The following is a 25048-nucleotide window of genomic DNA, read 5'->3' as shown; positions in this document are numbered from 1 at the left end:
CGGCACAATTGCCCGGTGCTCAACGAACTGTTCACGCCCTCCGTCCAGCATGCGCTCGACATCGTCGGAATCTTCGTCTTCGCGATCTCCGGCGCTCTGCTCGCCGTACGCAAGAACTTCGATGTCTTCGGCATCGCGGTACTCGCCGAGGTCACCGCGCTGGGCGGGGGGCTGTTCCGTGACATCATCATCGGGGCGGTCCCGCCCGCGGCGTTCACGGATCTCGGCTACTTCACCACCCCGCTCCTCGCCGCTGTCCTGGTGTTCTTCCTGCATCCGCACGTCGAGCGAATCCAGGTGGGCGTCAATGTCTTCGACGCGGCCGGCCTCGGGCTGTTCTGCGTCACGGGCACGGTCAAGGCGTACGACTACGGCCTCGGCCTCACCGCATCGGCGGCCCTGGGGCTCGCCACCGCGGTCGGCGGTGGTGTGCTGCGCGACGTACTGGCCAACGAGGTGCCATCGCTGCTGCGCTGGGACCGGGACCTGTACGCCGTGCCCGCGATCGTCGGCGCCACCATGATCGTGCTGTGCATCCGTTTCGACGTGCTCAACGCGTTCACCAGCGGCACCGCGGTGATCGTGGCCTTCGTGCTGCGGCTGCTCTCGATGCGCTACCACCTGCGGGCCCCGCGCGCCTACAACCGGCGGTCGGCGTCGGCCGAGGAGGGTTCCGCGGCCACCTGACACGACTTCGCGACGGGCCGATGCCGTGCGCCGACATCTTCCGGCCACAAAAAAGCTACCGCTCAGTAACACAATCGGTGTACGGTGCATCGCATGGCACAGGCAGCAGAGCAGGCGGCGCGGACCGCGCAGGCAACCATCGGGGACAGCGAGTTCGACCGCGACACCGCCGTCACCCTTCGCGAAGAGGGCGTCTACGACGCCGAACTCTCCGCCGGATGGACGATCATCCACGCCGTCAACGGCGGCTATCTGCTGGCCATGCTCGGCCGCGCACTCGGCGAGGCCCTGCCGCACCCGGACCCCTTCTCGGTCTCCGCGCACTACCTCACCGCGTCCACCCCGGGCCCCGCGGTGATCCGCACCCAGACCGTCCGCACCGGCCGCACCCTCTCCACCGGACAGGCCTCCCTCTTCCAGTACGCGAAGGACGGCACCGAGGTCGAGCGCATCCGCGTCATCGCCACCTACGGCGACCTGGACGCGCTGTCCGACGAGGTCCGCACATCGGCGAAGCCGCCGGCCATCCCGCCGCTGGAGCACTGCCTCGGCCCGAGCGACGGCCCGGCCCCGATCCCCGGCAGCTCCGCCATCACCGAGCGGCTCGACATCAAGCTCGACCCGGCGACGATCGGCTGGGCCGTCGGCGCACCCTCCGGCAAGGGCGAGATGCGCGGCTGGTTCGGCCTCGCGGACGGCCGCGACGCCGACCCGCTCTCGCTGCTGCTCACCGTCGACGCGCTGCCGCCCACCTCGTTCGAGCTGGGCCTCAAGGGCTGGACGCCGACCATCGAACTCACCACTCACATCCGCTGCCGCCCCGCCCCCGGCCCGCTGCGCGTCTCCATCACCACCCGCAACCTCGCGGGCGGCTTCCTGGAGGAGGACGCGGACGTCTGGGACAGCGCGGACCGGCTGGTTGCCCAGTCCCGCCAACTGGCGCGGGCGCCGCGCGCATAGCCGCCGCGGGACCCAGAGGGTCACAGGGGGAGCGGGAGCGGGAGCGGAGGGCCGCAGGGGAAGCTGGTGGCGTGAAATCCGACCGGCTGCTCTCGATCCTCCTGCTGCTCCAGACCCGCGGCCTCGTGCCCGCCACCGAGCTCGCCGAGCGCCTCGAAGTCTCCGTACGCACCATCTACCGCGACATCGAGGCGCTCTCCGCCTCCGGCGTCCCCGTCTACACCGAGCGGGGGCGGCACGGCGGTATCGCGCTGCTGCCGGGCTTCCGTACGGACGTCACCGGGCTCACCGCCGACGAGGCGCGCGCCCTCTTCGTCCTCGCCGCGCAGGGCGCCCATGCCGCGCTCGGCCTCGACGCGGCGCTCGGGTCCGCGCTGCGCAAGGTGATGGCGGCCCTGCCCGCACCGCACCGGCCCGCCGCCGAGCTGACCAGCAGACGGATCCTGGTCGACCCGGTGCGCTGGATGAGCGGCCCGCAGCCGGTCGTCGATGTCGCCGAACTGCACGACGCCGTGTTCGCCGACCGGCGGTTGCGGCTGAGCTACCGGCACAGCGGTACGCAGACCCCGCGCCCCTACGCCGTGGATCCGTACGGTCTCGTCGTGAAAGCGGGCGTCTGGTACCTGGTCGCGGACCGCGACGGGGTGCCCCAACTCTTCAGGGCGGACCGGGTGCAGCGGGCCACCCTCACCGACGACGCGGTCGTGCGCCGGCCCGGGGTGGAGCTGGCGGATCTGTGGGACGCGCTGCGCAAGCAGGTCGAGGAGCGGCCGGGGGGCGTACGGCTGCGGGTGCGCGTGCACCGCTCGCGGCTCGATCTGTTCGTACGCCTCCACGCCGGGGCTCTGACCGGGGAGCCGCGGCCCGAGGAGCAAGGGGAGCACGGGGAGCGAGTGCGGGGCAAGGGGCAGGGGGAGTGGGTGTCGGGTGAGGAGCAAGGGGAGTGGGTGCGGGCCGAGTTGGCCGTGGACTCGGTGGAGTGGGCCCGCTCCCTGCTCTCCTTCGGCCCGAACCTCGAAGTGCTCTCGCCGCCCGAGGCGCGGACCGTTCTCGCCCGTCACGCGGCGGCGGTCGTGGCGCTGTACGGGGAGGCGGACGAGGCTCCGGGGACGCCCTAGGTGTCCGCGCCGTCCAGCCAGTGCCGTCTGCCGAGGGTGACCAGTCTCAGCCGGCGGCGGGCCACCCCGGCCACCTGCTGCTCGCCGTCCGGCCCCGCGTCCAGCAGCGCCGAGGCCGTGATCACCATGTGGTCGACATAGAGGCCGCCCAGCATCAGCAGATCCTCGCGGCTCCAGCCCCGGGACTGCGGCTCCTCGGCGAGCGCCGCCGCCACCTCCTCGGCGAATTGCCGCAGTTGGGCCGCTATGGCCTCGCGGACCGGGCTCACGCCGCCGTGCTGCTCACGGGCGATGAAGCGGAAGTGGGCGGGCTGCTCGCGGACATGACGTGCTATCAGCTCGACGCTGCGGTCCAGTCGTTCCTCGCTGTCGCCGGTCTCGGCGAGCGTTGCGCCGATCATTCCGTGCAGGCTGCCCAGCGTCTCCTCGACGAGCGCCACTCCGAGGGCTGCGGTGTCGTCGAAGTGCCGGTAGAAGGCGGTGGGCGTGACGCCCGCGGCCCGGGTCACCTCGCGCAGCCCCAGGCTGCTGAGGCTCTGGTGCTCCAGGAGTCCGAGCGCGGCATCCAGCAGGGACTGACGGGTTCTCAACTTCTGGGTCTGGCGGATGCCGGCGATGTGACTCATGCCATTCAGTAAACAACTGTTCTCCGGGGCGGGGAAGGGGTGACCGGGTCTAGACTGACAAGTCAGTGAACAGTCGTACTCTCAAAGGTTCGTGGAGAGCTCGCAGAAAGGCTGAACATGATCGTCCTCGTCGCCGCCCTGCTCCTGCTCGGGGTCGTGCTCGGAGCGGTGGTCCAGATTCCGCTCCCGCTGTCCCTCGCGCTCGCCGCCGTGATCGGCTGCTGGCTGCTGATCTTCGCTGTGCGGGAGCGGATGGGTACGCAGCGCAGGTCCCAGTGACCGCCGATCCGGCGACTGATCCGACTGCCGTTCCGATCACCGTTCCGACCATCGATTCGAAGGAGCTCGCACCATGACACTCACCGCATCCGTCCGCCGCCCCGACACGGAGGCCGACACCGACACCGACGCTGACACCGACATCAATACCGAGGCCGACGCCGGAACCGTGCCCGACAGCCGCAAGGGCCGCACCCGGGACGCCGACGGACTGGCCGTCGCCTCCTTCGTGCTCGGGCTCGTCGGCCTGCTGGTGATGAACCTCCTGCTCGGCCCTGCCGCCATCGTGATGGCGATCATCGCCCTGGCCCGTTCCACCTCCCGTCGCGGCCGTGCCTACCTCGGGCTCGTCCTCGGTATCGCCGACCTCGTGGTGCTGGCCTTCCTGGTCACAGACACCGGCACCGTCTCCTGGAACTTCGCCGGCTGACCGAGCCGCACGCGAACGGCCGGCACGTACGGCCGGCACGTACGGCTGGCACGAATGGCCTGCACAAACGGCCTGCACCGGCGGTCTCCGCCGACGCCGTCCCTGACCGGATCGGGCTCCGGATCGGGACGGGCGACCGAGTGCTGTGCCTGGTGTGCGGGGACCGGGCTGCGATGCGCCCGGCATACGCCCCGCCGCGGGCTCGTAGAATCGAGCCCACCATGGCTTACCTCGACCACGCCGCGACCACGCCGATGCTTCCGGAGGCGATCGCGGCGATGACCGCCCAGCTCGCCGTCACCGGTAACGCGTCCTCCCTGCACGCCGCCGGGCGCCGGGCCCGCCGTACCGTCGAGGAGTCGAGAGAGACCCTCGCCGACGCCCTCGGCGCACGCCCCAGCGAGGTGGTCTTCACCTCCGGAGGCACCGAGGCCGACAACCTCGCGGTGAAGGGCCTGTACTGGGCCCGCCGCGCTGCCGACCCCCACCGCACCCGGGTGCTGGCCAGCCCCGTCGAGCACCACGCGGTGCTGGACGCCGTCGACTGGCTCGCCGAGCACGAGGGCGCGAACGTCGAATACCTCCCCGTCGACGCGCACGGACGCGTCCACCCGGACGTACTGCGCGAGGCGATCCTCCGCAACCCCGACGATGTCGCGCTGGTCACCGTGATGTGGGCCAACAACGAGATCGGCACGATCATGCCGGTACGTGAACTGGCGGACGTGGCCGGTGAGTTCGACGTACCGATGCATGCCGACGCGGTGCAGGCGTTCGGGCAGCTGGAAGTCGACTTCGCCCGGTCCGGGCTTGCCGCGATGACGGTCAGCGCGCACAAGATCGGCGGACCGTTCGGCATCGGCGCGCTGCTCCTGGGCCGTGAGTACACCCCCGTACCCGTACTCCACGGCGGCGGCCAGGAGCGGCACGTCCGCTCGGGCACCCTCGATGTGCCCGCCATCGCCGCCTTCGCCGTCGCGGGACGGCTGGCCGCCGACGGGCGCGAGGAATTCGCCCGCGAGATCGGCGGTCTCCGCGACGACCTGGTCGCGGCCGTGCTGGCGGCCGCCCCCGATGCCGTCCTCGGCGGCGACCCGGCCCCGGGCGGCCGGCTCCCGGCCAACGCCCACTTCACCTTCCCCGGCTGCGAGGGCGACTCCCTGCTCCTGCTGCTGGACGCCCAGGGCATCGAATGCTCCACCGGCTCCGCGTGCACCGCGGGGATCGCCCAGCCGAGCCACGTCCTGCTGGCCACCGGCACCGACCCGGACCTGGCCCGCGGCACCCTGCGCTTCTCGCTCGGCCACACGTCCACCAAGCAGGACATCGACCAGGTCGCCCGCGCGATCGGCCCGGCGGTGGAGCGAGCACGGACGGCGGGACTCAGCTAGGGCCTGTCCAGCGATGGGACGGGCCACACGGTCACCGCGCGCCCGCCGCCCGGACCAGCTTCAGATACCGGTCCCAGTCCCAGTGCTTCCCCGGATCGGTGTGGTCCGTGCCCGGCACCTCCACATGCCCGATGATGTGCTCGCGGTCCACCGGCATCCCGTACCGCGCGCATATCGCCGCTGTCAGCCGCGCCGACGCCCCGTACATCGCAGCCGTGAAGTCCTGCGGACGGTCCACGAACCCCTCGTGCTCGATGCCGACACTGCGCTCGTTGTACGACCTGTTCCCCGCGTGGAACGCCACATCCAGCTCACGGATCATCTGCGTCACATGGCCGTCCTTGCGCACCACATAGTGCGCCGCCGCCCCGTGCCCCGGGTCCTGGAAGACCTTCACCGCGCCCCGGTAGCTGCCCTGGGTGACATGGATGACCACCCGGTCGACCGGGTAGTCGGCGGGGCGGTCGGCCCGCCGCCAGTTCGCCGGGGACGCCGATATCCACTCGGCCCGCGCGTAGTCCACCTCGCCCGGCTTCCGGGGCTTGTCCACCCCGGGCAGCCGCCACCAGGCATGCTCCAGCTTCTCCCGCGCCAGCGCGGCCGTACCCACGGCCGTCACGGCAGCGCCGATCAGCAGCCCGCGCCGGCTGATGCCGTGCCCGGACTTCGCCCCCGCGGAACCTTTGGCGCCCGCCGTCCCCTTGGTGCCCATGCGATCCACAACGCATATCCGCGAGCGTTCGGTTCCCGGCGCCCCGTACTCTGGTGGAGCTATGACTCAGACTTCCCAGCGCCCCCTCCGTGTGCTCGCCGCCATGTCGGGCGGTGTCGACTCCGCCGTCGCCGCAGCCCGTGCCGCCGAGGCGGGCCACGACGTGACCGGTGTGCACCTCGCCCTCTCCGCGAACCCGCAGTCCTTCCGTACCGGAGCGCGTGGCTGTTGCACGATCGAGGACTCCCGCGACGCGCGCCGCGCCGCGGATGTCATCGGCATCCCGTTCTACGTCTGGGACCTGGCGGAACGCTTCCGCGAGGACGTCGTGGACGACTTCATCGCCGAGTACGAGGCCGGGCGCACCCCCAACCCGTGTCTGCGCTGCAACGAGAAGATCAAGTTCGCCGCGCTGCTCGACAAGGCCCTCGCGCTCGGCTTCGACGCCGTGTGCACGGGCCACTACGCCACCGTCGCACTGAACGAGGACGGCAGCCGTGAACTGCACCGCGCCTCCGACATGGCCAAGGACCAGTCGTACGTCCTCGGCGTCCTGGACGAGAAGCAGCTCGCCCACGCGATGTTCCCGCTCGGCGACACCCTCACCACCAAGGACGAGATCCGCGCCGAGGCCGAGCGCCGGGGCCTCGCCGTCGCCAAGAAGCCCGACAGCCACGACATCTGCTTCATCGCCGACGGCGACACCCAGGGCTTCCTGGCGAGCCGGCTCGGCACGGCCGAGGGCGACATCGTCGACGAGTCCGGTACGAAGGTCGGCACCCACGAGGGCGCCTTCGGCTTCACCATCGGCCAGCGCAAGGGCCTGCGCATCGGCCACCCCGCCCCCGACGGCAAGCCGCGCTACGTCCTGGACATCTCCCCGGTGAACAACACGGTGACGGTCGGCCCGGTCGAGTCCCTCGACGTCACCGAGCTCACCGCCATCAAGCCCCGCTGGTGCGGCACGCCCCCGGCCGGCCCCGGTACGTACACCGCCCAGCTCCGCGCCCACGGCGGCGAGACCGAGGTGACGGCCGAACTGGTCGACGGCACCCTGAACGTCTCGTTCACCGAGCCGGTACGGGGCGTGGCCCCCGGCCAGGCGGTCGTCCTGTACGACGGCACCCGCGTGGTCGGCTCGGCGACGATCGCGACGACGGTGCGCCGGGAGACCGCAGCGGCCGGCTGACCGACAGGGCTGGCACGGCCCCGGCGGCCGTCATGGGCTGCACCTGCGGATAGTCCGCAGGATGGTGTACGTACGACGGGGTCAGCTTCCCCGTCCTGTCGGGAGGCAGAGGGTGCTGCTGCGTTTCCGGGTGGCCAACCATCGTTCGATCCGTGACGAGTGCGAGCTGTCGCTCATCGGCTCGGAACGCGGTGACGGCAACGCCCGCGCGACCGGGCTCCGCCACGAAGGGCACGACGTGTCCGCTCTGCCTGTCCTGGGTGTCTTCGGCGCCAATGCCGCGGGCAAGAGCAACATGCTCAGCGCGCTGCGCGATATGCGACTTGCGGTCCGTACGTCGTTCGCCGACTGGACGAAGTCGCCCGGTGTGCCCCGTAAGCTCTTCAAGCTCGACCCCGCGTGTACAGCCCCCCGACCCCGGGGCAGCTGTACCTACTCGACAACGCGAAGCGTAACTGTGCCGCTGGAGAGGACATCCGGAACCTGTGGCGCAGCGACGCCGATCGGCTGCACCTTCCCGCCGAAGACTTCTGGGTCTTCGATTCGCGGCTTGTGGCGCTCCTCAACTTCGACGACGCCGACAACCTTGTTGATGTTGAGCTGATCACCGAGCCGGCTGAAGTGAACCGCTACGCCCAGGCTCGGGACGCGGCATGGCATCACGCGATCCGGCACGATACCTTCGCGGCAAACCTCTGACCCCGCACAGCAGTTAGCGTGTGACCGGTGAGCACAGACTTCCAGAAGGCACGGGACGCCTTCGGGGTGCGGCTCAGGGAGCTTCGCGCTTCGGGTCCCCGGGGGCGGCTCACACGGCACGCCGAGTTGATGCGGTCCCCGAGGGACACCGAAGAGGCGGTCCGGGCCCGGGTCCGGCGCCAGGAGGCTCTGTACGACTCCGGGAAGCGACACCGGATCATTAATGTGGGAAGGGGCGTTGCGCGCTCTTGTGTGCCCGCCTGCGGTGCTGGCCGCCCAGCTCGACCGGCTGTCCAGCCTCATCGGTCTCGACACCGTGGAGCTGGGAATCGTTCCGTTCACCGCGCCGTTGAAGATCCACCCGGCGAATGGGTTCTGGATCTACGACGACAGGCTGGTCATCGCCGAGGACTGGCACGCGGAACTCTGGATCGACGACACCGACAGCATCGCTGTCTATCAGCGCACATGGAATCTGCTACGTGGCTCTGCCGTCTTCGGTGTTGACGCCCAGCAGATCATCACTCATGTGCAACACGGAGGTTGAGCGCGAGGAGTGGAGGGGCGTCTGGGGATTGATCGGTCGCGGCGGAAGATTCAGGCGAAATCAGGTGCGCGGTTGTCGGGCCTGACCAGCTTTCACGCCAATCAGCAGTGCACGCAGAGCGCGCCGAGCTGTTGACGTCGGAGCTGACCACCAACTCCGTACGGCACACCAAGGGGCCCGTCGCCGTGCGGCTCCAGTGGCGGCACCCTGTGCCCCGGATCAGCGTCTGGGACATGAGCCCGGACCTGCCCAAGCCGTACGCCCCGCCCGCCGACCCCCGCGCCGAAGCCGGGCGGGGCATGGCCATCCTCGAACTCGTCGCCGACCGGTGGGGCGGGTGCGCCATAGGGGAAGGGGCGCTCGGACCGGGGGGAAAGACCATCTGGTTCGAGCTCGGGCTCGGCGCCTGAGCCGCTGATACGGCGGCGCCCCGCACGGCCACGTCCGACCCCTGTACGGGCGTGGCCGAGCGGGGTGGACTGTGGGCTCAGGAGGCCTGGCGCGCGTACATGTCCCTGCCGAAGAACTCCGTCAGGACCGGGGCCACCGACTGGGGGGCCAGGTCGCGTGTCTGGCCCGTCAGGGTGCGGTGGCGGGCACGGGGGAGGGCCTCCGCGAGGGCGCGGGTCGCCAGCCGGGCCGGGGTGGCGCTGAAGCCGCCGCAGACCACCAGCGTGCGCGCCGTGACGGACGCGAACCGCTCGGCGGGGATCGAGCCGTCGCCGAGCAGCGCATCGTCATACGCGAGGGTGTGCGCCAACGACACCAGGCCGGGCCACAGCGGTGCACGCCGCATCCGGGCGATCATGTCGGCCGGGACGCCCGTCACGGACAGGAACAGCTCCACGGCACCGCCGCGGTCCCCGGCGGACAGCAGCCGGTGCAGCCGGGCCGTGCAGCAGGCCTTGAACTGCAGCCCCGAGGCTCCGGGGGTGTAGGGCGGCTGGTACACCGCCAGCAGGTCGAGGGGGAGCCCGGCGGCCTGGGCCTCCAGGGCCAGTGCCCCGCCGGCCCCCACGCCGAACACCGAGGCCCGGCCGCCCACCGCGGTGACGAGCGCGGCCAGGTCCTCGATCTCGCGTTCCACCGCGTACGGCCCGCTCTCGCCGCTGGAGCCGCGGCCGCGCCTGTCGTACGTGACGACATCGAAGCGCGGCGCGAGGAGGCGCGCCAGAGGCGCCTCGGTCGCTGCCGTGCTCAGTGCCCCGCCGACCAGGATCACCGGCGGTCCTTCGCCCCGGCGCCGATACGCGATCCAGGTGCCGTCGCGGGAGAGAGTCTTGTCCATGTGGAGGTGGACTGCGATGCTGCGGAAAAGTCATCGCTTCCGCCGAGAATTTTTTGAGATTCTTCAATTCCCCAGGTCGGAGCGGTGATTGACGATCAGTCGGAGATCGTCTCGGTGTCGTAGAAGCAGAAGTGGTCCTTGATCGCGGCGACTTCGGGCTTGGGTTCCGGATACGCCCAGACGAGATCGGCCGCGTCCGGCAGCGACCAGTAGGAGGCATCTCCCTTGAACGGGCAGTGGGTGTGGGTGTCCGAAGCCGTCAGGAGCTCCGTACGGACGTCCTCGGGCGGCAGGTAGTAACGGGCCGGACAGCCCGTCTCGCGCAGTACGAGCGGGCGCCGGCTCTCGGCGAGCACCTGCCCGTCGCGCACCACACGAACATGCTCGGTGCCGGGTTCGACGGTGATGATGTGTCCTTGTGTGGAAGTCATGTCTGGTTCAGCCGTGGCAGGGGCCGATTTCTTCCCCCTTCCCCCGGTGCCTTCCCCGGTGCCGGCCGGTTTTTCCACCCGGCCGCCCGGGTGCGTCAGTGGTGGGCTTTACGGTTGCTGCATGAAGATCTGTGTTTTCCTCTCCGCCGCCGACCTCGACGACCGCTACACCCGGCCCGCCCGCGAATTCGCCGAACTGCTCGGCAAGGGGGGACACACATTGGTCTGGGGAGGGTCGGAGAGCGGGCTGATGAAGGTCGTCGCCGACGGGGTGCAGGAATCGGGCGGACGGCTGGTCGGGGTGTCGGTCGACTTCCTGGCCGCGAAGGCGCGTACCAACGCGGACGAGATGGTGATCGCGCGTGATCTCGCCGAGCGCAAGGCGCTGCTCCTGGAGAAGGCCGACGCGGTCGTGATCATGGTGGGCGGTACCGGGACGCTCGACGAGGCGACCGAGATCCTGGAGCTGAAGAAGCACGGCAAGCACGACAAGCCGGTGGTCCTGCTCAACACGGCGGGCTTCTACGACGGGCTGCGCCAGCAGTTCCAGCGCATGGAGGACGAGGGCTTCCTGCCCGTCCCGCTGGCCGACCTGGTGTTCTTCGCGAAGGACGGCGTGGGCGCCCTGGCCTACCTGGAGGAGTGGTCCGGCCTCCGGTGACGCGGCGGCGGGTGCGATCATGGGGGCATGTCCACTCATGTCATCACCGGCGCAGGCTCCGGCATCGGCGCAGCTGTCACCCGTCGTCTTCGGGACCGCGGTGACGAGACCGTGCTGCTGGCCCGTGACGCGGGCCGCGCCAAGGAGCTGGCCGCGCTTCACCCCGGCGCCCGTACGCTCGTCGGTGACCTCTCCAACCCGGACCGGCTCTCCTGGGCGTTCGCCCAGCAGGCGATGCCGGAGCGGATCGACTCGCTGCTGCACATCGCGGGCGTCGTCGAGCTCGGCAAGGTCGGTGACCTCACGCCCAAGGCGTGGCACTTCCAGCTCAACGCCAACCTCGTCGCACCCGCCGAGCTGACCCGGCTCTTCCTGCCGCAACTGCGCATCTCCCAGGGCCATGTGCTCTTCGTGAACTCGGGCGCCGGCCTCGCCGCGCACGCCGAGTGGAGCGCGTACGCCGCGAGCAAGCACGGCCTGAAGGCGCTCGCCGACTCGCTGCGCCACGAGGAGCACGAGAACGGCGTCCGGGTGACCTCCGTCTACCCGGGGCGCACCGCCAGCCCCATGCAGGCCAAGGTCCACCAGCAGGAGGGCAAGGAGTACGACCCCTCCCGCTGGATCGACCCGGAGTCGGTGGCCACCACGATCCTGATGGCCATCGACCTGCCGCGCGACGCCGAGGTCAACGACCTCACGGTGCGCCCCGGGCGCTGACCGCCGCCGGCCGGCCGTCATCGGCCGGGGCGCGCTGCCCGGCCCCTGACCGCCGAAGGCCGGACAGGCCGTGCACGGCCTTAGGCTTCCCGTGTGAGCGAGAAGAGCAAGTTCAGGGGTTGCCCGGCCACCGGAATCGGTTCCATGCCCGGGGGAGACGCACGGGAGGCGGCGAAGACCGTCACCGGGTCCTTCGGGGACGGCGAGGGCCTGCCGTATCTGGCCGAACTGCCGGCCCGCGGGCCCGGTGCGGACATGATCGGGCGGACCATCGGACTGCTCGTCGACCTGTACGGCCATGTCGAGCCCAGCGGCTGGCGGATCAGCGACCGGCCCGGACGGGACACCCGCCGGGCCAGGTCCTGGCTCGGTGAGGACCTCGACGCGCTGGAGGAGTTCACCCAGGGATACGAGGGACCGCTCAAGGTTCAGGCCGTCGGTCCCTGGACGCTGGCCGCCGCACTGGAACGGCGGGGCGGCGAGGCCGCGCTCGGCGACCCGGGGGCCTGCCGCGACCTGGCCGGCTCACTGGCGGAGGGACTGCGCGCCCACCTCGCGGAGGTACGGCGCAGGATGCCCGGCGCCGAAGTGATCCTCCAGCTCGACGAACCGTCGCTGACCGGTGTACTGCGCGGGCGGATCAGGACGGCGAGCGGCTATCGCACCTACCGGGCCGTGGACCGCCAGGTCGTGGAGGGCACCCTGCGCGATGTCCTGGCGGCGGCCGGGGACGGGGCGACGGTCGTTCACACCTGCGCGCCCGATGTGCCGTTCTCGCTGCTGCGCCGGGCCGGGGCCGACGGCATCTCGTTCGATTTCTCGCTGCTCACCGAGCGTGAGGAGGAGGCGATCGGGGAAGCGGTCGAGGGCGGCACCCAGCTCTTCCTCGGGGTGGTGCCGGGCACCGACCCGGCCTCGGGCGGATTGTCGGACCCGGGCGGTAGCGTCATGGGTGTCAGGACGCTGTGGCGCAGGCTGGGGCTGAATCCGGGGACTCTGACGGAGTCCGTGGTGATCACCCCGTCGTGCGGGCTCGCGGGTGCCTCGCCCGCGTACGCGCGCGCCGCGCTCGCCCACTGCGCCCGGGCCGCAAGATCGCTCGCAGACAACCCTGAGTAACGGGGCAACGGGTAACGGGAGGACGAGACGATGGCCGGCGAACAGCGGATGGCAGTGCCCGTACAGGCTCAGGAGCAGCACGCACTGCTTGCCGAGCAGATCGAGGAGCACCGCTTCCGGTACTACGTGAACGACCAGCCGGTCGTGAGCGATGCCGAGTTCGACCGGCTGATGCGCGCGCTGGAGGCCCTGGAGGAGACGTATCCGCAGCTGCGTACGCCGGATTCGCCGACGCAGAAGGTCGCGGGGCCTTACCAGACGGCATTCACCTCCGTCGAGCACCGCGAGCGGATGCTCTCGCTGGACAACGCCTTCGACGATATGGAGCTGGCGGCCTGGGGCGAGCGGATCGCCAAGGACGTCGGCACCACCGACTACCACTTCCTGTGCGAGCTGAAGGTCGACGGACTCGCGGTCAACCTCACCTATGAGCACGGGCGGCTGACCCGGGCCGCTACCCGCGGCGACGGCCGCACCGGCGAGGACATCACCCCCAACGTCCGTACGATCGCCGAGATCCCGCACCGGCTGACGGGCGACCGGATTCCGGCGCTGGTGGAGATCCGCGGCGAGGTCTTCTTCCCGATGGAGGCCTTCGAGGAGCTCAACGCCCGGCTCGTCGAGGCCGACGACAAACCCTTCGCCAACCCGCGCAACGCGGCGGCGGGTTCACTGCGCCAGAAGGATCCGAAGGTCACCGCCACCCGCCCACTGCACATGGTGGTGCACGGCATCGGCGCCCGCGAGGGCTTCGACATCGACTGCCTCTCGCACGCCTACGAGCTGCTGCACGCATGGGGTCTGCCCACCGCCAGGCACAACAAGGTGGTGGATTCCCTCGACGAGGTACGGGAGTTCATCGCGTACTTCGGCGAGAACCGGCACTCCGTGGAGCACGAGATCGACGGCGTCGTCGTCAAGCTCGACGAGATCCCGCTCCAGGGCCGGCTCGGCTCCACCTCGCGCGCCCCGCGCTGGGCGATCGCCTGGAAGTACCCGCCGGAGGAGGTCAACACCAAGCTGGTGAACATCCGGGTCGGCGTCGGACGCACCGGCCGGGTCACCCCGTACGCCCAGGTCGAGCCGGTCGAGGTGGCGGGCTCCGAGGTCGAGTTCGCCACCCTGCACAACCAGAACGTGGTGAAGGCGAAGGGCGTCCTCATCGGGGACACGGTGGTGCTCCGCAAGGCGGGCGATGTGATCCCGGAGATCCTCGGCCCGGTCGTCGATCTGCGCGACGGCACCGAGCAGGCGTTCGTGATGCCGACGCACTGCCCCGAGTGCGGTACGGAGCTGCGGCCCATGAAGGAGGCCGACATCGACGTCCGCTGTCCCAACGCGCGCTCCTGCCCGGCGCAGTTGCGGGAGCGTCTCGCCTATCTCGCGGGCCGCAAGTGCCTCGACATCGACCACTTCGGCTATGTCGCGGCCGCGGCCCTCACCAAGCCGCTGGAGCCTGCCGAGCCGCCGCTGCGCGACGAGGGTGATCTCTTCGGGCTGACCGTCGAGCAGCTGCTGCCGATCCGGGCCTATGTGCTGGACCAGGACAGCGGACTGCCCAAGCGCGATCCGAAGACCGGCGAGGAGAAGACCGCCTGGGTCTTCGCCAACCAGCAGGGCGAGCCGAAGAAGAACGCCCTCGCCATGCTCGACGCCATCGCCGCGGCCAAGGACGCCCCGCTTGCCCGGATCCTCACCGGGCTCTCCATCCGCCATGTGGGCCCGGTCGCGGCCGAGGAGCTGGCCCGTCAGTTCCGCTCCATCGACCGGATCGACGAGGCGACCGAACAGGAGCTGGCCGATGCCGACGGGGTCGGTCCCATCATCGCCGCCTCGGTGAAGCAGTGGTTCGCCGAGGACTGGCACCGGGAGATCCTGCGCAAGTGGCGGGAGGCCGGGGTCCGGATGGAGGACGAGGGAGCGGGTGAGGAGGTCGGGCCGCGCCCGCTCGAAGGACTCACCGTCGTCGTCACCGGCACGCTGACCGGCCACACCAGGGATGGCGCGAAAGAGGCGCTCCAGAGCCGGGGGGCGAAGGTCACGGGTTCCGTCTCGAAGAAGACCTCCTTCGTGGTCGTGGGTGACAACCCCGGTTCGAAGTACGACAAGGCGATGCAGCTGAAGGTGCCCGTGCTGGACGAGGACGGCTTCGCCGTACTGCTCGAACAGGGGCCGGATGCCGCGCGCGAGGCGGCCGTACCCGTCGAGGAACCGGCGGAATAGCGCAGATCCCCGTCACAGAACCGGCGCAACGGGACAGAACCCCGTCGGACAACCCCGAAATGGAGTCGATCGGTGGGTGAGTGGTGAACAAGTGGGCAGAAAGGGTGTAGACGGACGGACAGGGACAAGGGTTGCCGTCGGGGGTCCGGGTTCACCCGATCGGCGCATGCCAGATGCTGACGGACGGTCGGTTTGCATTCGGGCAAGAGCTGTAGAGCGCTGCCCGTAGAGGCCTTCTGCGGCCTACTGTTGAGATGTGCACCTGCCGTGCCCAACCACGGGGTGGGAAATCTGGTCGTGGTGGCATGGAGCTGAACCATCAGGTGACATCGGCACCGCCGGCTGTGAGAGGGACGGAATGAAACCGACCGAGAGCGCCGCACCGGTGTCGCGGCTGCAAGGTTTCGTCGGCCTCACGCCCAAAGTGGGTGCCGTCGCCGTGGCGATCGCCGTCGTTCAGCTCGCGACCGGTTTCTACCGGACCGTGAGTGAAGGACACGCACTCTTCCCCGACGGCAGGGCCGGCTGGTCCCTCGCCGTCCTCACCGGAATCATCGTCGGCCATCTGGTCGCGCTCGGGCGCGACCGCTGGTGGGGCGGCACCGGTTCGGGAGCCGCCCTCACCCTTGCCGTACTGCTCCTCTACGGCTGGGTGCCCGCCGGTCTGGTCAGCCTGGTCGTCGTCGTCCTCGTCGGTGTGGCCCGCAGACACCGCTGGTGGCAGGGGCTGCTGCACGGCGCGGTGGACATCCTGGGGATAGGCGCGGCAGCCCTGGTGCTCGCCGCTTTCGGTGAGGTGCAGAGCGTCGAATCGCCCTGGCAGCCACTCGACTGGGGCATCGCCGCCGTCCCGGAAGTCCTCCTGGCCGCCTCCACCTATCTTCTGGTGACCCGGGTCCTCCTGTGGTACGCACGGGCACCCCAGGGCGGCGGGCTGCCGAGCATCGCCCGCACCGCCCTGCTGCGCCAGGGCCTCGTCGCGGTCGCCCTGCTCGGCATCGCACCGCTGATCTGCGTCGTCGCGATGGCCATGCCCGTACTCCTGCCGCTCTTCGCGGTCCCGCTGATCGCCCTGGACTCCACCCTGTGGATCGCCCGCGCCCGGGCCGAGGAGCAGCTGCGCGACCCGCTGACCGGACTGCCCAACCGGCAGTGGCTTCTGGAACGCACCTGGGCGGCCCTGGAGGACGCCGAGTCCACCGGCGCCAGATCCGCCCTCGTCCTGATCGACCTCGACCGCTTCCGTGCGGTCAATGACACCCTCGGTCATCTGGCGGGGGACCGGCTGCTGCTGCAGATAGCGGAACGTCTCAGACTGGCACTCCCGCGAGGAGCGGAGGTCGCGCGGCTCGGCGGTGACGAATTCGCCGTGCTCCTGCCGACCGCGGACTCCACCACCAGCGCCCAGCGGGTCGCCCGCCATCTGGTCGCCGAGCTGTCCTCCCCGCTGGACCTGGACGGTCTGACCCTGGTGCTGGAGGCGAGTGCCGGAGTCGCGGTCTACCCGGACCACGCGCTGGATGCCGAAGGGCTGCTCAGGCGCGCGGACGTGGCGATGTACCAGGCCAAGCGCGACCGTACGGGCGTCGAGGTGTACGAGTCCAAGCGGGACAGCAACACCCCGGACCGGCTCGGGCTCCTCGGTGATCTGCGGCGTGCGCTGGACGCCGGCGAGGTGGAGCTCCACTACCAGCCGAAGGTCCGCTTCGACGGCCAGGTGGCCGGCCTCGAAGCGCTGGTGCGCTGGGTGCATCCGGAGCGCGGGCGGGTCCCTCCGGACGAGTTCATCGCCATCGCCGAGTCGTCCGGCCTGATGCCGCACCTCACGGAGTACGTCCTGGAGACGGCGCTGGCCCAGGTCGCCCGGTGGCGGGCGCAGGGGTTGTTCGTCCCGGTTGCGGTCAACGTCTCCCCGCGCGACGTCCACACCCCCGGATTCGCGGGCGGCGTCGCGGCCCGGCTCGCCCGGCACGGCGTCCCGGCCGGGGCGCTGCAGCTGGAAATAACGGAACACGTGCTGCTGGAGGACCCGCAGCGCGCCGCCGACACCCTCGCCGGACTCACCGGGCACGGTGTGAAGATGTCCCTCGACGACTTCGGTACGGGGTACTCCTCGCTGGTCCATCTGCGTCGGCTGCCGGTCAGCGAGCTGAAGATCGACCGCTCGTTCGTGGCCCGACTGGCCGTCGACCACGAGGACGCGGAGATCGTCCGCTGCACCATCGACCTGGCCCACTCGCTCGGCCTGCTGGTCGTCGCGGAAGGCGTCGAGGACGACGAGACCTGGGAGCGGCTGCGGGATCTGCGCTGCGATGCGGTGCAGGGGTGGCTGGTCGCCGCCGCGATGCCGCCGCAGGAGACGACGGCCTGGCTGCGGGCGCGGGGTGAGCACGGGTGGCGGCGGCCGGCCGAGCTGGCGGCTGCGGCCGCGGCCGCAGCCGCGGCGGCCGGTGCGACGCCCGAGCTGGAGCAGCGGCCGTCCGGGCGGGCGGTCGAGTCGCGGCCCGCGACGACGTGAGCGTAGGGGGCGCGGGGATGGGTGCCGGGGGCGTTCGGTGGCCGCTTTGTCCTGCAATCACCGGACGGCCTGCGATCCGGCCTGTCGGACGGGCTTGAAACCGGCGTCCGACCAGGGCGTTCGGCCGGGTGGCGGGAGTGGCTGTGGGCGACACCATAGGATTGGGCCAAAACCACACACCAACCCCTGAGGATCGCTGCATGCCTGGCATCACGCGCGAGGAGGTCGCCCACCTCGCCCGGCTGGCGCGTCTGGAGCTGAAGGGCGAAGAGCTCGATCACTTCGCCGGTCAGCTCGACGACATCATCGGCGCGGTCGCCCGCGTCTCCGAGGTCGCCGACCAAGACGTACCGCCGACCTCCCACCCGCTGCCGCTGACCAACGTCATGCGCGCGGACGAGGTCCGTCCGTCGCTCACCCCCGAGCAGGCGCTCTCCGGCGCCCCGGCCCAGGAGCAGCAGCGTTTCAAGGTGCCGCAGATCCTGGGGGAGGACTAACAGCCATGACGGACAACAGCACCATCATCAAGCTCACCGCTGCCCAGATCGCCGCGAAGATCGCGTCCGGCGAGCTCACGGCCGTCGAGGTCACCGAGGCCCACCTGGCCCGGATCGACGCGGTCGACGAGAAGGTCCACGCCTTCCTGCACATCGACCGTGAGGGCGCGCTCGCGCAGGCCCGTGCCGTCGACGCGAAGAAGGCGGCCGGCGAGAAGCTCGGCCCGCTGGCCGGTGTCCCGCTCGCGCTGAAGGACATCTTCACCACCGAGGGCATGCCGACCACCGTCGGCTCCAAGATCCTCGAAGGCTGGATCCCGCCGTACGACGCGACCCTCACCAAGAAGCTGAAGGCCGCCGACGTCGTCATCCTCGGCAAGACCAACATGGACGAGTTCGCCATGGGGTCCTCCACCGAGAACAGCGCCTACGGCCCGACCGGCAACCCGTGGGACCTCACCCGAATCCCGGGCGGCTCCGGCGGTGGCTCCTCGGCCGCGCTCGCATCGTACGAGGCCCCCCTCGCCATCGGCACGGACACCGGCGGTTCCATCCGCCAGCCCGCCGCCGTCACCGGCACCGTCGGCGTCAAGCCCACCTACGGCGGCGTCTCCCGCTACGGCATGGTGGCGTTCTCCAGCTCCCTGGACCAGGGCGGGCCCTGCGCCCGTACCGTGCTGGACGCGGCCCTGCTGCACGAGGTGATCGCCGGGCACGACCCGCTCGACTCGACGTCCATCGACGCCCCGGTCCCGCCGGTCGTCGAGGCCGCGCGCAACGGCAGCGTCGACGGCATGCGCGTCGGTGTCGTCAAGCAGTTCGCCGGTGAGGGCTACCAGGCCGGTGTCGTCCAGCGCTTCAACGAGTCGGTCGAGCTGCTGAAGTCGCTCGGTGCCACGATCGTCGAGCTGGACTGCCCGTCCTTCGACCTGGCCCTGTCGGCGTACTACCTGATCGCGCCGTCCGAGTGCTCCTCCAACCTGGCCCGCTTCGACGCCATGCGTTACGGCCTGCGGGTCGGCGACGACGGCACGAGGTCCGCCGAGGACGTCACCGCGCTCACCCGCGAGGCCGGCTTCGGCGACGAGGTCAAGCGCCGCATCATCCTCGGTACGTACGCCCTCAGCTCCGGCTACTACGACGCGTACTACGGCTCGGCGCAGAAGGTCCGCACCCTCATCACCCAGGACTTCGAGAAGGCCTTCGAGCAGGTTGACGTCATCGTCTCCCCGACGACGCCCACCACCGCCTTCCCGATCGGCGAGCGTGCCGACGACCCGATGGCGATGTACCTCGCGGACCTGTGCACCATTCCGACCAACCTCGCCGGCAACTCCGCCATGTCGCTGCCCTGCGGCCTGGCCCCGGAGGACGGCCTGCCGGTCGGACTGCAGATCATCGCCCCCGCCATGAAGGACGACCGGCTGTACAAGGTCGGAGCCGCCGTCGAGGCCGCCTTCGTGGAAAAGTGGGGCCACCCGCTGCTGGAGGAGGCTCCGTCGCTGTGAGCGCACTGACCAAGGCCAAGGGCTTCAAGAAGTCCAAGACCGGTACGTACCTGTCCATCGGCACCACCGCCTTCGGGGCGCTCGGCGTCCTCAAGCAGGCCAAGAAGGCCCGCTTTGAACACGACACGCTCCGACTGATCGACGCCGTTGTCTCCGCCGCCGCCATCGCCACTGGTGTCGCCCTGCTGCTGCGCGAACTCAAGCGCATCGGCGATGACGACGTACTGCTGGGCTGAGAGGGAAGTTTCACCGTGACTGTCACTGACCTGGTGTCGTACGAGGACGCGCTCGCGTCCTACGACCCCGTCATGGGCCTGGAGGTCCATGTCGAGCTCGGCACCAAGACCAAGATGTTCTGCGGCTGCTCGACCGAGCTCAAGCAGGACGCCAACTCCCAGACCTGCCCGGTCTGTCTCGGCCTGCCCGGCGCGCTGCCGGTCGTCAACGAGATCGGCGTCGAGTCCGCCATCAAGATCGGCCTCGCGCTGAACTGCGAGATCGCCGAGTGGTGCCGCTTCGCCCGGAAGAACTACTTCTATCCGGACATGCCGAAGAACTTCCAGACCTCCCAGTACGACGAGCCGATCGCCTTCAACGGCTATCTGGACGTCCAGCTGGAGGACGGGGAGATCTTCCGGGTGCAGATCGAGCGCGCCCACATGGAGGAGGACACCGGGAAGTCGACCCACGTCGGCGGCGCCACCGGCCGTATCCACGGCGCGTCCCACTCCCTGCTCGACTACAACCGTGCGGGCATCCCGCTCATCGAGATCGTCACCAAGCCGATCGAGGGAGCGGGCGCACGCGCCCCCGAGGTCGCCAAGGCGTACGTCGCCGAGCTCCGCGAGCTCATCAAGGCGCTCGGTGTGTCGGAGGCCCGGATGGAAATGGGCCAGATGCGCTGCGACGTCAACCTGTCGCTGCGTCCCAACGGCACCGAGACGCTCGGTACGCGCTCCGAGACGAAGAACGTGAACTCGCTGCGTTCCGTCGAGCGCGCCGCCCGCTTCGAGATCCAGCGCCACGCCGCGGTGCTGAGCTCGGGCGGCACGATCGTGCAGGAGACCCGGCACTTCCACGAGGAGGACGGCTCGACCACGGCCGGCCGCATCAAGGACAACGCCGAGGACTACCGCTACTTCCCCGAGCCCGACCTGGTGCCGGTCGCCCCGGCCCGGGAGTGGGTCGAGGAGCTCCGCAAGGGCCTCCCCGAGCTGCCGCGGCTGCGCCGCAAGCGGCTGAAGGAGGAGTGGGGCGTCTCCGAGCACGACATGCAGTCCATCCTCAACGCGGGCGCGGTCGACCTGATCGTCGCCACGACCGACGCGGGCGCCCCCTCGGACCAGGCCCGCAAGTGGTGGATGGGCGAGCTGGCCCGTAACGCCAACGAGACCGGCCGCGGCCTCGACGAGCTGCCGATCACCCCGGTGCAGGTCGCCAGGGTGGCCGAGCTCGTCGCCTCGGGCGACCTCAACGACAAGCTGGCACGCCAGGTCATCGAGGGCGTCCTCGCGGGCGAGGGCGACCCGGACACCGTCGTCGAGAAGCGCGGCCTGAAGGTCGTCTCCGACGAGGGCGCGCTGGGCACGGCCGTGGACGAGGCCATCGCCGCCAACGCGGCCATCGCGGACAAGATCCGCGGCGGCAAGGTCGCGGCGGCGGGCGCGCTCGTCGGCGCGGTCATGAAGGCCACCCGTGGCCAGGCGGACGCGGCCCGCGTGCGCGAGCTGATCCTGGAGAAGCTCGGCGTCGAGGGCTGATCCCGGAGAGGCCGGCCGTCCCCTGCGCGGGCGGTTCCCGTACGTCTCTGGAGGGGCGGTGCACCCGTGAGCCGGGTGCACCGCCCCTTCACCCATCCGGAGGGGCTCAAGTCCGCTGAACACCATCACTGCCGAGATCGCCTCCGTCGTCCTCCTGCTCGGCGTGCTGGCCTTCGCCGTCGTACGTCCCCGGGGGCTGCCGGAGGCGACCCTCGCCGTTCCCGCGGCCGTGCTGGTGACCGCGGTCGGTGCGGTCCCGTGGCCGGAGGCCCGCGCCCAGGTGGGCAGTCTGCTGCCGGTCGTCGGTTTCCTCGCGGCGATTCTGGTCCTGGCCCAGCTCTGCGCGGACGAGGGGCTGTTCACGGTCGCCGGTGATCTGGTCGCCCGGGCCTGCGGCGGGCGGACCGTCCCCCTGCTCGGCGGGGTCTTCGTCGTCGCCTCCGTGATCACCGCCGTGCTCAGCCTGGACGCGACCGTGGTCCTGCTGACCCCCGTCGTCCTCGCCACCGCCGCCCGCGTCGGCGCCCGCCCCCGCCCGTACGTCTACGCCTGTGCGCACCTGGCCAACTCGGCGTCCCTGCTGCTGCCCGTCTCCAACCTCACCAACCTCCTGGCGTTCACCGCGAGCGGCCTCTCCTTCACCCGCTTCGCCGCGCTGATGACCCTGCCGTGGCTGGCCGCCATCGCCATCGAGTACGCCGTCTTCCGCCGGGTCTTCGCCGCCGACCTGGCAGCGGGCGCCTGTCCGCCGAAGCCGGAGGAGGACCGTCCGGGCCTCCCCGTCTTCACGCTCGTCGTCCTCGCCCTGACCCTGGGCGGATTCGTCGTCACCTCGTTCTTGGGCGCGGAACCGCTGTGGGCGGCGCTGGCGGGTGCCGGGGTGCTGGCCGTCCGCGCGCTGGCGAAGCGCGAGACCACCGCCAAGGGCCTCGTCCGCTCCGCCAACCCGCTGTTCTGCCTGTTCGTGCTGGCGCTGGGCGTCGTGGTCAAGGCCGTGGTCGACAACGGCCTCGGCGCCGGCATCGACACTTTCCTGCCGGACGGCTCGTCACTTCCCGCGCTGCTGGCGGTGGCCGCGGTGGCGGCCGTGCTCGCCAACCTGATCAACAACCTGCCCGCGATCCTCGCCCTGCTCCCGGTCGTCGCGGCGGCCGGTCCCGGCCCGCTGCTCGCCGCCCTGATCGGCGTGAACCTCGGCCCGAACCTCACCTACGTCGGCTCGCTCGCCACCCTGCTCTGGCGCCGCATCCTGCACACCCACGGCGCCGCGCCCGACCTCGGGCACTTCACCCGGCTCGGGCTGCTGACCGTACCGGCGACACTGGCCGTGTCGACGGTCGCGCTGTGGGGTGCACTGCAGCTGATCGGGGTGTGACCAGGCGCGGGGCGCGGTTGGACTTTCCCGGCCGACCTGTTGGACGTTCACCACCGAGCCGTACAGAATCCTTCCCGGCGCCACCTGGCTTGATTAGTTTCCCGGCTGTACGACAGGACTCGGGAGGCTCACTTGACCACGGACATTTCACGGCGACGGCTCTTCGCGCTCGGCGGCGGTGCGCTCGGCATCGCAGCGGCGGGGTCGCTGCTACCGCCTTCGCTGCAGGCCGCGATCGCCGCGCAGCCGGCGCACTCGGCGGGGTCCGGTGGCGGTGACGGGCTCGGAGCCATCAAGCACGTGGTGATCCTGATGCAGGAGAATCGTTCCTTCGATCACTACTTCGGGACGCTCCGGGGAGTACGCGGCTTCGGTGACCGCAACGCCGTCGAACTGCCCTCCGGCAAGCCGGTCTTCGAGCAGCCCGCTCCGCTGGGCACCTCCGTGCTGCCGTTCCCGGTGCGGGACGCCGCCGAGACGCAGAAGAAGGACCTCCAGTACATCGGCGCGCTCGACCACTCCTGGAACGGTGGCGGCAAGGCATGGGCCGGGGGGTGGATGAACGGCTGGGTGACCGCGAAGACGGCCGCCACCATGGCGTATTACGACCGCCGTGACATCCCGCTGCACTACGAACTGGCCGACACGTTCACGGTCTGCGACGCCTACCACTCCTCCATCCACTCCTCGACCAGCCCCAACCGCAACCACATGTGGAGCGGGAAGACGGGCTACGAGGCGAACGGCAAGCGGGCCGTCAGCAACGACGCGTACGACGAGGGCACGCACCCCGGGTACGACTGGGGCACGTACGCGGAGCGGCTGGAGAAGGCCGGGCGCAGCTGGCGTACGTACACCGAGTGGGAGAACTTCACCGACAACCAGATCGAGTTCTTCGCCACCTTCAAGGCGATCGCCCGCAAGGCGCTGGCGAAGACCGGCGGCCATACGTACATGGAGTCGTTCTACGCGGCGGTACGGGACGCGGACGCCACGGAGCGGGAGCGGCTGTCCGGTCTGCTCGAAGAGGGTGTCGCCACCCTGGACAAGACCGAACGCAGCCTCTTCGAGCGTGCGTTGCGCCGGGTGGAGACCGGAACGCTGGCCGATGAGTTCGCCAAGGACGTGGCGGCGGGCACGCTGCCCGAGGTCTCCTATCTGGTGCCGTCGGCCGTCGACTCCGAGCACCCGAGCGTCTCCTCGCCGATCCACAGCGCCACGATCGTCTACAAGGTCCTGGACGCGCTGGGCAAGCACCCCGATGTGTGGCGGCACACCGCCGTCCTCATCAACTACGACGAGAACGACGGCTTCTTCGACCATGTGCCGCCGCCGGTAGCGCCGCCCGAGGTGGCCGAGGAGCAGTGGGAGGGCAAGCCCACCGGTCTCGGGATGCGGGTGCCGTTGCTCGTCGTGTCGCCGTGGACCGTGGGCGGCTACGTCTGCTCCGAGGTCTTCGACCACACCTCCGTGATCCGCTTCCTGGAGCGCTGGACCGGCGTGAAGGAGCCGAACATCAGCGACTGGCGGCGCACCGTCACCGGCGATCTGACCTCGGCCTTCGACTTCAAGCGCGCGCGGCGCCGGCCCGAGGTGGAGCAGCCCGGCGTCATCCCGCCGTTCAGCGGACGCTGGGCACCGAAGCCGCCGCTCGTGCAGCACATGCCCGTACAGGAGTCCGGGGCGCGCCCGGCCCGTGCGCTGCCGTACCAGCCGGACGCCCAGGCGAAACTGGTGGACGGGGCGGTGCAGGTGGTTCTCAGCAACACGGGGCGCTCGTCCGCACACTTCGCGCTGTATCCGTACGCGGGCGAGTTCCCTGTACCGCAGCACCGGGATGTAAGGGGCACGGCGCGATGGACGGTACCCCTTACCGGTGCGGCGTACCGGTTCACGGTGACGGGGCCGAACGGCTTCCGGCGCGAGTTTGCCGGGCCCGCGAAGGACGGCGTTTCGGCCGGGGCCGAGGTCGCCTCGCGGGTCGACGCGCATGAGCGGGATCTCCATCTCACCCTGCGCAACACGGGACGGACGACGCTCACCTTCACCGTGCGGCCGCTGGGCTACGTCGACGAGACGGACCTGCGGGACTGGACCAGGACCGTCAAGGTCAAGCCGGGACGCAGCCGTACGGTCGTGCACTCGGCGGCCGACGCACACGGCTGGTACGACCTGGCCGTCACCGTCGACGGGGACGATGTCTTCCGGCGCCGGCTGATGGGGCACATCGAGAACGGCCGGGCGAGCGTCTCCGGCTGACGAGCCGACCGGCAGGCCCGCGCATACGTACGGAAGTTCGGCGCCCACCGGAAC

Annotated in this window: 23 protein-coding genes and 2 pseudogenes; 21 read left to right on the top strand and 4 right to left on the bottom strand. The window is 70.5% G+C overall.

Going from position 1 to position 25048, the window contains the following annotated elements; genetic code table 11:
* Positions 1-15 precede the first annotated feature (15 nt).
* The 3 genes from ACGFU7_RS10720 (at position 16) to ACGFU7_RS10710 (ending at position 2765) form a co-directional block, all read left to right on the top strand.
* Entirely contained in the window at positions 16-687 is a 672-nt protein-coding gene (locus ACGFU7_RS10720; RefSeq protein WP_393694340.1) for a trimeric intracellular cation channel family protein, read from the top strand.
* Positions 688-780: 93 nt separating this feature from the next.
* The gene (locus tag ACGFU7_RS10715; protein ID WP_393694338.1) at positions 781-1647 is read left to right on the top strand and encodes a thioesterase family protein; all 867 of its coding nucleotides are present in this window, start codon (positions 781-783) and stop codon (positions 1645-1647) included.
* A 71-nt stretch (positions 1648-1718) separates the two neighbouring features.
* Complete coding sequence (locus tag ACGFU7_RS10710; RefSeq protein ID WP_393694336.1) at positions 1719-2765, top strand: helix-turn-helix transcriptional regulator; 1047 nt, start codon at positions 1719-1721, stop codon at positions 2763-2765.
* On the opposite strand, the gene ACGFU7_RS10705 is transcribed toward ACGFU7_RS10710, so the two are convergent.
* Positions 2762-3391, bottom strand: a complete 630-nt coding sequence (locus tag ACGFU7_RS10705) for a TetR family transcriptional regulator (protein ID WP_393694334.1) — start codon at positions 3389-3391, stop codon at positions 2762-2764. The two genes, ACGFU7_RS10710 and ACGFU7_RS10705, sit on opposite strands and share 4 nt — an antisense overlap.
* Before the next feature lie 117 nt (positions 3392-3508).
* Between ACGFU7_RS10705 and ACGFU7_RS10700 the strand changes: the two genes are divergently transcribed.
* From ACGFU7_RS10700 to ACGFU7_RS10690, 3 genes are all read left to right on the top strand, one after another.
* Positions 3509-3670: a hypothetical protein gene (locus ACGFU7_RS10700; RefSeq protein WP_393694332.1), complete on the top strand. Its 162-nt coding sequence runs from the start codon at positions 3509-3511 to the stop codon at positions 3668-3670.
* Positions 3671-3743: 73 nt separating this feature from the next.
* The gene (locus tag ACGFU7_RS10695) at positions 3744-4100 is read left to right on the top strand and encodes a DUF4190 domain-containing protein (protein ID WP_393694331.1); all 357 of its coding nucleotides are present in this window, start codon (positions 3744-3746) and stop codon (positions 4098-4100) included.
* A gap of 221 nt (positions 4101-4321) precedes the next feature.
* The gene (locus ACGFU7_RS10690) at positions 4322-5491 is read left to right on the top strand and encodes a cysteine desulfurase family protein (protein WP_393694329.1); all 1170 of its coding nucleotides are present in this window, start codon (positions 4322-4324) and stop codon (positions 5489-5491) included.
* 31 nt (positions 5492-5522) lie between these two features.
* Here ACGFU7_RS10690 and ACGFU7_RS10685 read toward each other — a convergent pair whose 3' ends face one another.
* A complete protein-coding gene (locus tag ACGFU7_RS10685; RefSeq protein ID WP_393694327.1) occupies positions 5523-6203 on the bottom strand; it encodes an N-acetylmuramoyl-L-alanine amidase in 681 nt (226 codons plus the stop codon).
* A 61-nt stretch (positions 6204-6264) separates the two neighbouring features.
* On the opposite strand from ACGFU7_RS10685, the gene mnmA reads away from it, so the two are divergent.
* The 4 genes and pseudogenes from mnmA to ACGFU7_RS10665 all read left to right on the top strand — a co-directional run bounded on the left by mnmA (position 6265) and on the right by ACGFU7_RS10665 (position 9048).
* The gene (gene mnmA, locus ACGFU7_RS10680) at positions 6265-7392 is read left to right on the top strand and encodes a tRNA 2-thiouridine(34) synthase MnmA (protein ID WP_393694325.1); all 1128 of its coding nucleotides are present in this window, start codon (positions 6265-6267) and stop codon (positions 7390-7392) included.
* Between the two features lie 399 nt (positions 7393-7791).
* Positions 7792-8091, top strand: a pseudogene (locus tag ACGFU7_RS10675) (DUF6879 family protein); the annotation flags it as partial.
* Positions 8092-8199: 108 nt separating this feature from the next.
* Positions 8200-8638: pseudogene (locus tag ACGFU7_RS10670) on the top strand (DUF5753 domain-containing protein); the annotation flags it as partial.
* A gap of 107 nt (positions 8639-8745) precedes the next feature.
* Positions 8746-9048, top strand: a complete 303-nt coding sequence (locus ACGFU7_RS10665) for an ATP-binding protein (RefSeq protein WP_393694323.1) — start codon at positions 8746-8748, stop codon at positions 9046-9048.
* Between the two features lie 77 nt (positions 9049-9125).
* Here the strand turns inward: ACGFU7_RS10665 and ACGFU7_RS10660 are convergent, their stop codons facing one another.
* Both ACGFU7_RS10660 and ACGFU7_RS10655 read right to left on the bottom strand, forming a co-directional pair.
* Positions 9126-9926, bottom strand: coding sequence for an alpha/beta fold hydrolase (locus ACGFU7_RS10660; RefSeq protein ID WP_393694321.1), 801 nt, complete (start codon positions 9924-9926; stop codon positions 9126-9128).
* 95 nt (positions 9927-10021) lie between these two features.
* The gene (locus ACGFU7_RS10655) at positions 10022-10357 is read right to left on the bottom strand and encodes a DUF427 domain-containing protein (protein WP_393694319.1); all 336 of its coding nucleotides are present in this window, start codon (positions 10355-10357) and stop codon (positions 10022-10024) included.
* 121 nt (positions 10358-10478) lie between these two features.
* Between ACGFU7_RS10655 and ACGFU7_RS10650 the strand changes: the two genes are divergently transcribed.
* The 11 genes from ACGFU7_RS10650 (at position 10479) to ACGFU7_RS10600 (ending at position 24994) form a co-directional block, all read left to right on the top strand.
* Complete coding sequence (locus ACGFU7_RS10650; protein WP_393694317.1) at positions 10479-11018, top strand: TIGR00730 family Rossman fold protein; 540 nt, start codon at positions 10479-10481, stop codon at positions 11016-11018.
* Positions 11019-11045: 27 nt separating this feature from the next.
* Entirely contained in the window at positions 11046-11735 is a 690-nt protein-coding gene (locus tag ACGFU7_RS10645; protein ID WP_393694315.1) for an SDR family oxidoreductase, read from the top strand.
* A gap of 93 nt (positions 11736-11828) precedes the next feature.
* Positions 11829-12854, top strand: a complete 1026-nt coding sequence (locus ACGFU7_RS10640) for a methionine synthase (protein WP_393694313.1) — start codon at positions 11829-11831, stop codon at positions 12852-12854.
* A gap of 30 nt (positions 12855-12884) precedes the next feature.
* Complete coding sequence (gene ligA / locus ACGFU7_RS10635) at positions 12885-15077, top strand: NAD-dependent DNA ligase LigA (protein ID WP_393694312.1); 2193 nt, start codon at positions 12885-12887, stop codon at positions 15075-15077.
* A 358-nt stretch (positions 15078-15435) separates the two neighbouring features.
* Positions 15436-17595, top strand: a complete 2160-nt coding sequence (locus ACGFU7_RS10630) for a putative bifunctional diguanylate cyclase/phosphodiesterase (protein ID WP_393694311.1) — start codon at positions 15436-15438, stop codon at positions 17593-17595.
* Between the two features lie 200 nt (positions 17596-17795).
* Positions 17796-18092, top strand: coding sequence for an Asp-tRNA(Asn)/Glu-tRNA(Gln) amidotransferase subunit GatC (gatC, locus tag ACGFU7_RS10625; protein WP_015036350.1), 297 nt, complete (start codon positions 17796-17798; stop codon positions 18090-18092).
* A 5-nt stretch (positions 18093-18097) separates the two neighbouring features.
* The gene (gene gatA / locus ACGFU7_RS10620) at positions 18098-19600 is read left to right on the top strand and encodes an Asp-tRNA(Asn)/Glu-tRNA(Gln) amidotransferase subunit GatA (RefSeq protein WP_393694309.1); all 1503 of its coding nucleotides are present in this window, start codon (positions 18098-18100) and stop codon (positions 19598-19600) included.
* Entirely contained in the window at positions 19597-19836 is a 240-nt protein-coding gene (locus ACGFU7_RS10615) for a hypothetical protein (RefSeq protein WP_393694307.1), read from the top strand. Before gatA ends, ACGFU7_RS10615 begins: the two co-directional genes overlap by 4 nt.
* 15 nt (positions 19837-19851) lie before the next feature.
* Positions 19852-21360 carry an Asp-tRNA(Asn)/Glu-tRNA(Gln) amidotransferase subunit GatB gene (gatB, locus tag ACGFU7_RS10610; protein ID WP_393694305.1) on the top strand — a complete coding sequence of 503 codons (1509 nt, stop codon included), beginning with the start codon at positions 19852-19854 and terminating at the stop codon, positions 21358-21360.
* 115 nt (positions 21361-21475) lie between these two features.
* Entirely contained in the window at positions 21476-22735 is a 1260-nt protein-coding gene (locus tag ACGFU7_RS10605) for an SLC13 family permease (RefSeq protein WP_393694884.1), read from the top strand.
* Positions 22736-22867: 132 nt separating this feature from the next.
* Positions 22868-24994, top strand: a complete 2127-nt coding sequence (locus tag ACGFU7_RS10600) for a phosphocholine-specific phospholipase C (protein WP_393694303.1) — start codon at positions 22868-22870, stop codon at positions 24992-24994.
* Positions 24995-25048: the final 54 nt, after the last annotated feature.

Origin of the sequence: Streptomyces sp. NPDC048473, assembly GCF_043200155.1 — a bacterium.
Lineage (GTDB): Bacteria > Actinomycetota > Actinomycetes > Streptomycetales > Streptomycetaceae > Streptomyces.
Note: the sequence above shows the minus strand (reverse complement) of the source record. Positions and strands in the feature narration are given on the sequence as shown.

Bases quoted from the DNA above. Each gene is read 5' to 3' on its own strand.
- ACGFU7_RS10695 (WP_393694331.1), top strand. From the start codon at position 3,744: ATGACACTCACCGCATCCGTCCGCCGCCCCGACACGGAGGCCGACACC.
- ACGFU7_RS10645 (WP_393694315.1), top strand. From the start codon at position 11,046: ATGTCCACTCATGTCATCACCGGCGCAGGCTCCGGCATCGGCGCAGCT.
- ACGFU7_RS10715 (WP_393694338.1), top strand. From the start codon at position 781: ATGGCACAGGCAGCAGAGCAGGCGGCGCGGACCGCGCAGGCAACCATC.
- ACGFU7_RS10650 (WP_393694317.1), top strand. From the start codon at position 10,479: ATGAAGATCTGTGTTTTCCTCTCCGCCGCCGACCTCGACGACCGCTAC.
- ACGFU7_RS10660 (WP_393694321.1), bottom strand. From the start codon at position 9,926: ATGGACAAGACTCTCTCCCGCGACGGCACCTGGATCGCGTATCGGCGC.
- mnmA (WP_393694325.1), top strand. From the start codon at position 6,265: ATGACTCAGACTTCCCAGCGCCCCCTCCGTGTGCTCGCCGCCATGTCG.
- ACGFU7_RS10685 (WP_393694327.1), bottom strand. From the start codon at position 6,203: ATGGGCACCAAGGGGACGGCGGGCGCCAAAGGTTCCGCGGGGGCGAAG.
- ACGFU7_RS10630 (WP_393694311.1), top strand. From the start codon at position 15,436: ATGAAACCGACCGAGAGCGCCGCACCGGTGTCGCGGCTGCAAGGTTTC.
- gatA (WP_393694309.1), top strand. From the start codon at position 18,098: ATGACGGACAACAGCACCATCATCAAGCTCACCGCTGCCCAGATCGCC.
- ACGFU7_RS10705 (WP_393694334.1), bottom strand. From the start codon at position 3,391: ATGAGTCACATCGCCGGCATCCGCCAGACCCAGAAGTTGAGAACCCGT.
- ACGFU7_RS10690 (WP_393694329.1), top strand. From the start codon at position 4,322: ATGGCTTACCTCGACCACGCCGCGACCACGCCGATGCTTCCGGAGGCG.
- ACGFU7_RS10655 (WP_393694319.1), bottom strand. From the start codon at position 10,357: ATGACTTCCACACAAGGACACATCATCACCGTCGAACCCGGCACCGAG.
- ACGFU7_RS10700 (WP_393694332.1), top strand. From the start codon at position 3,509: ATGATCGTCCTCGTCGCCGCCCTGCTCCTGCTCGGGGTCGTGCTCGGA.
- ligA (WP_393694312.1), top strand. From the start codon at position 12,885: ATGGCCGGCGAACAGCGGATGGCAGTGCCCGTACAGGCTCAGGAGCAG.
- gatC (WP_015036350.1), top strand. From the start codon at position 17,796: ATGCCTGGCATCACGCGCGAGGAGGTCGCCCACCTCGCCCGGCTGGCG.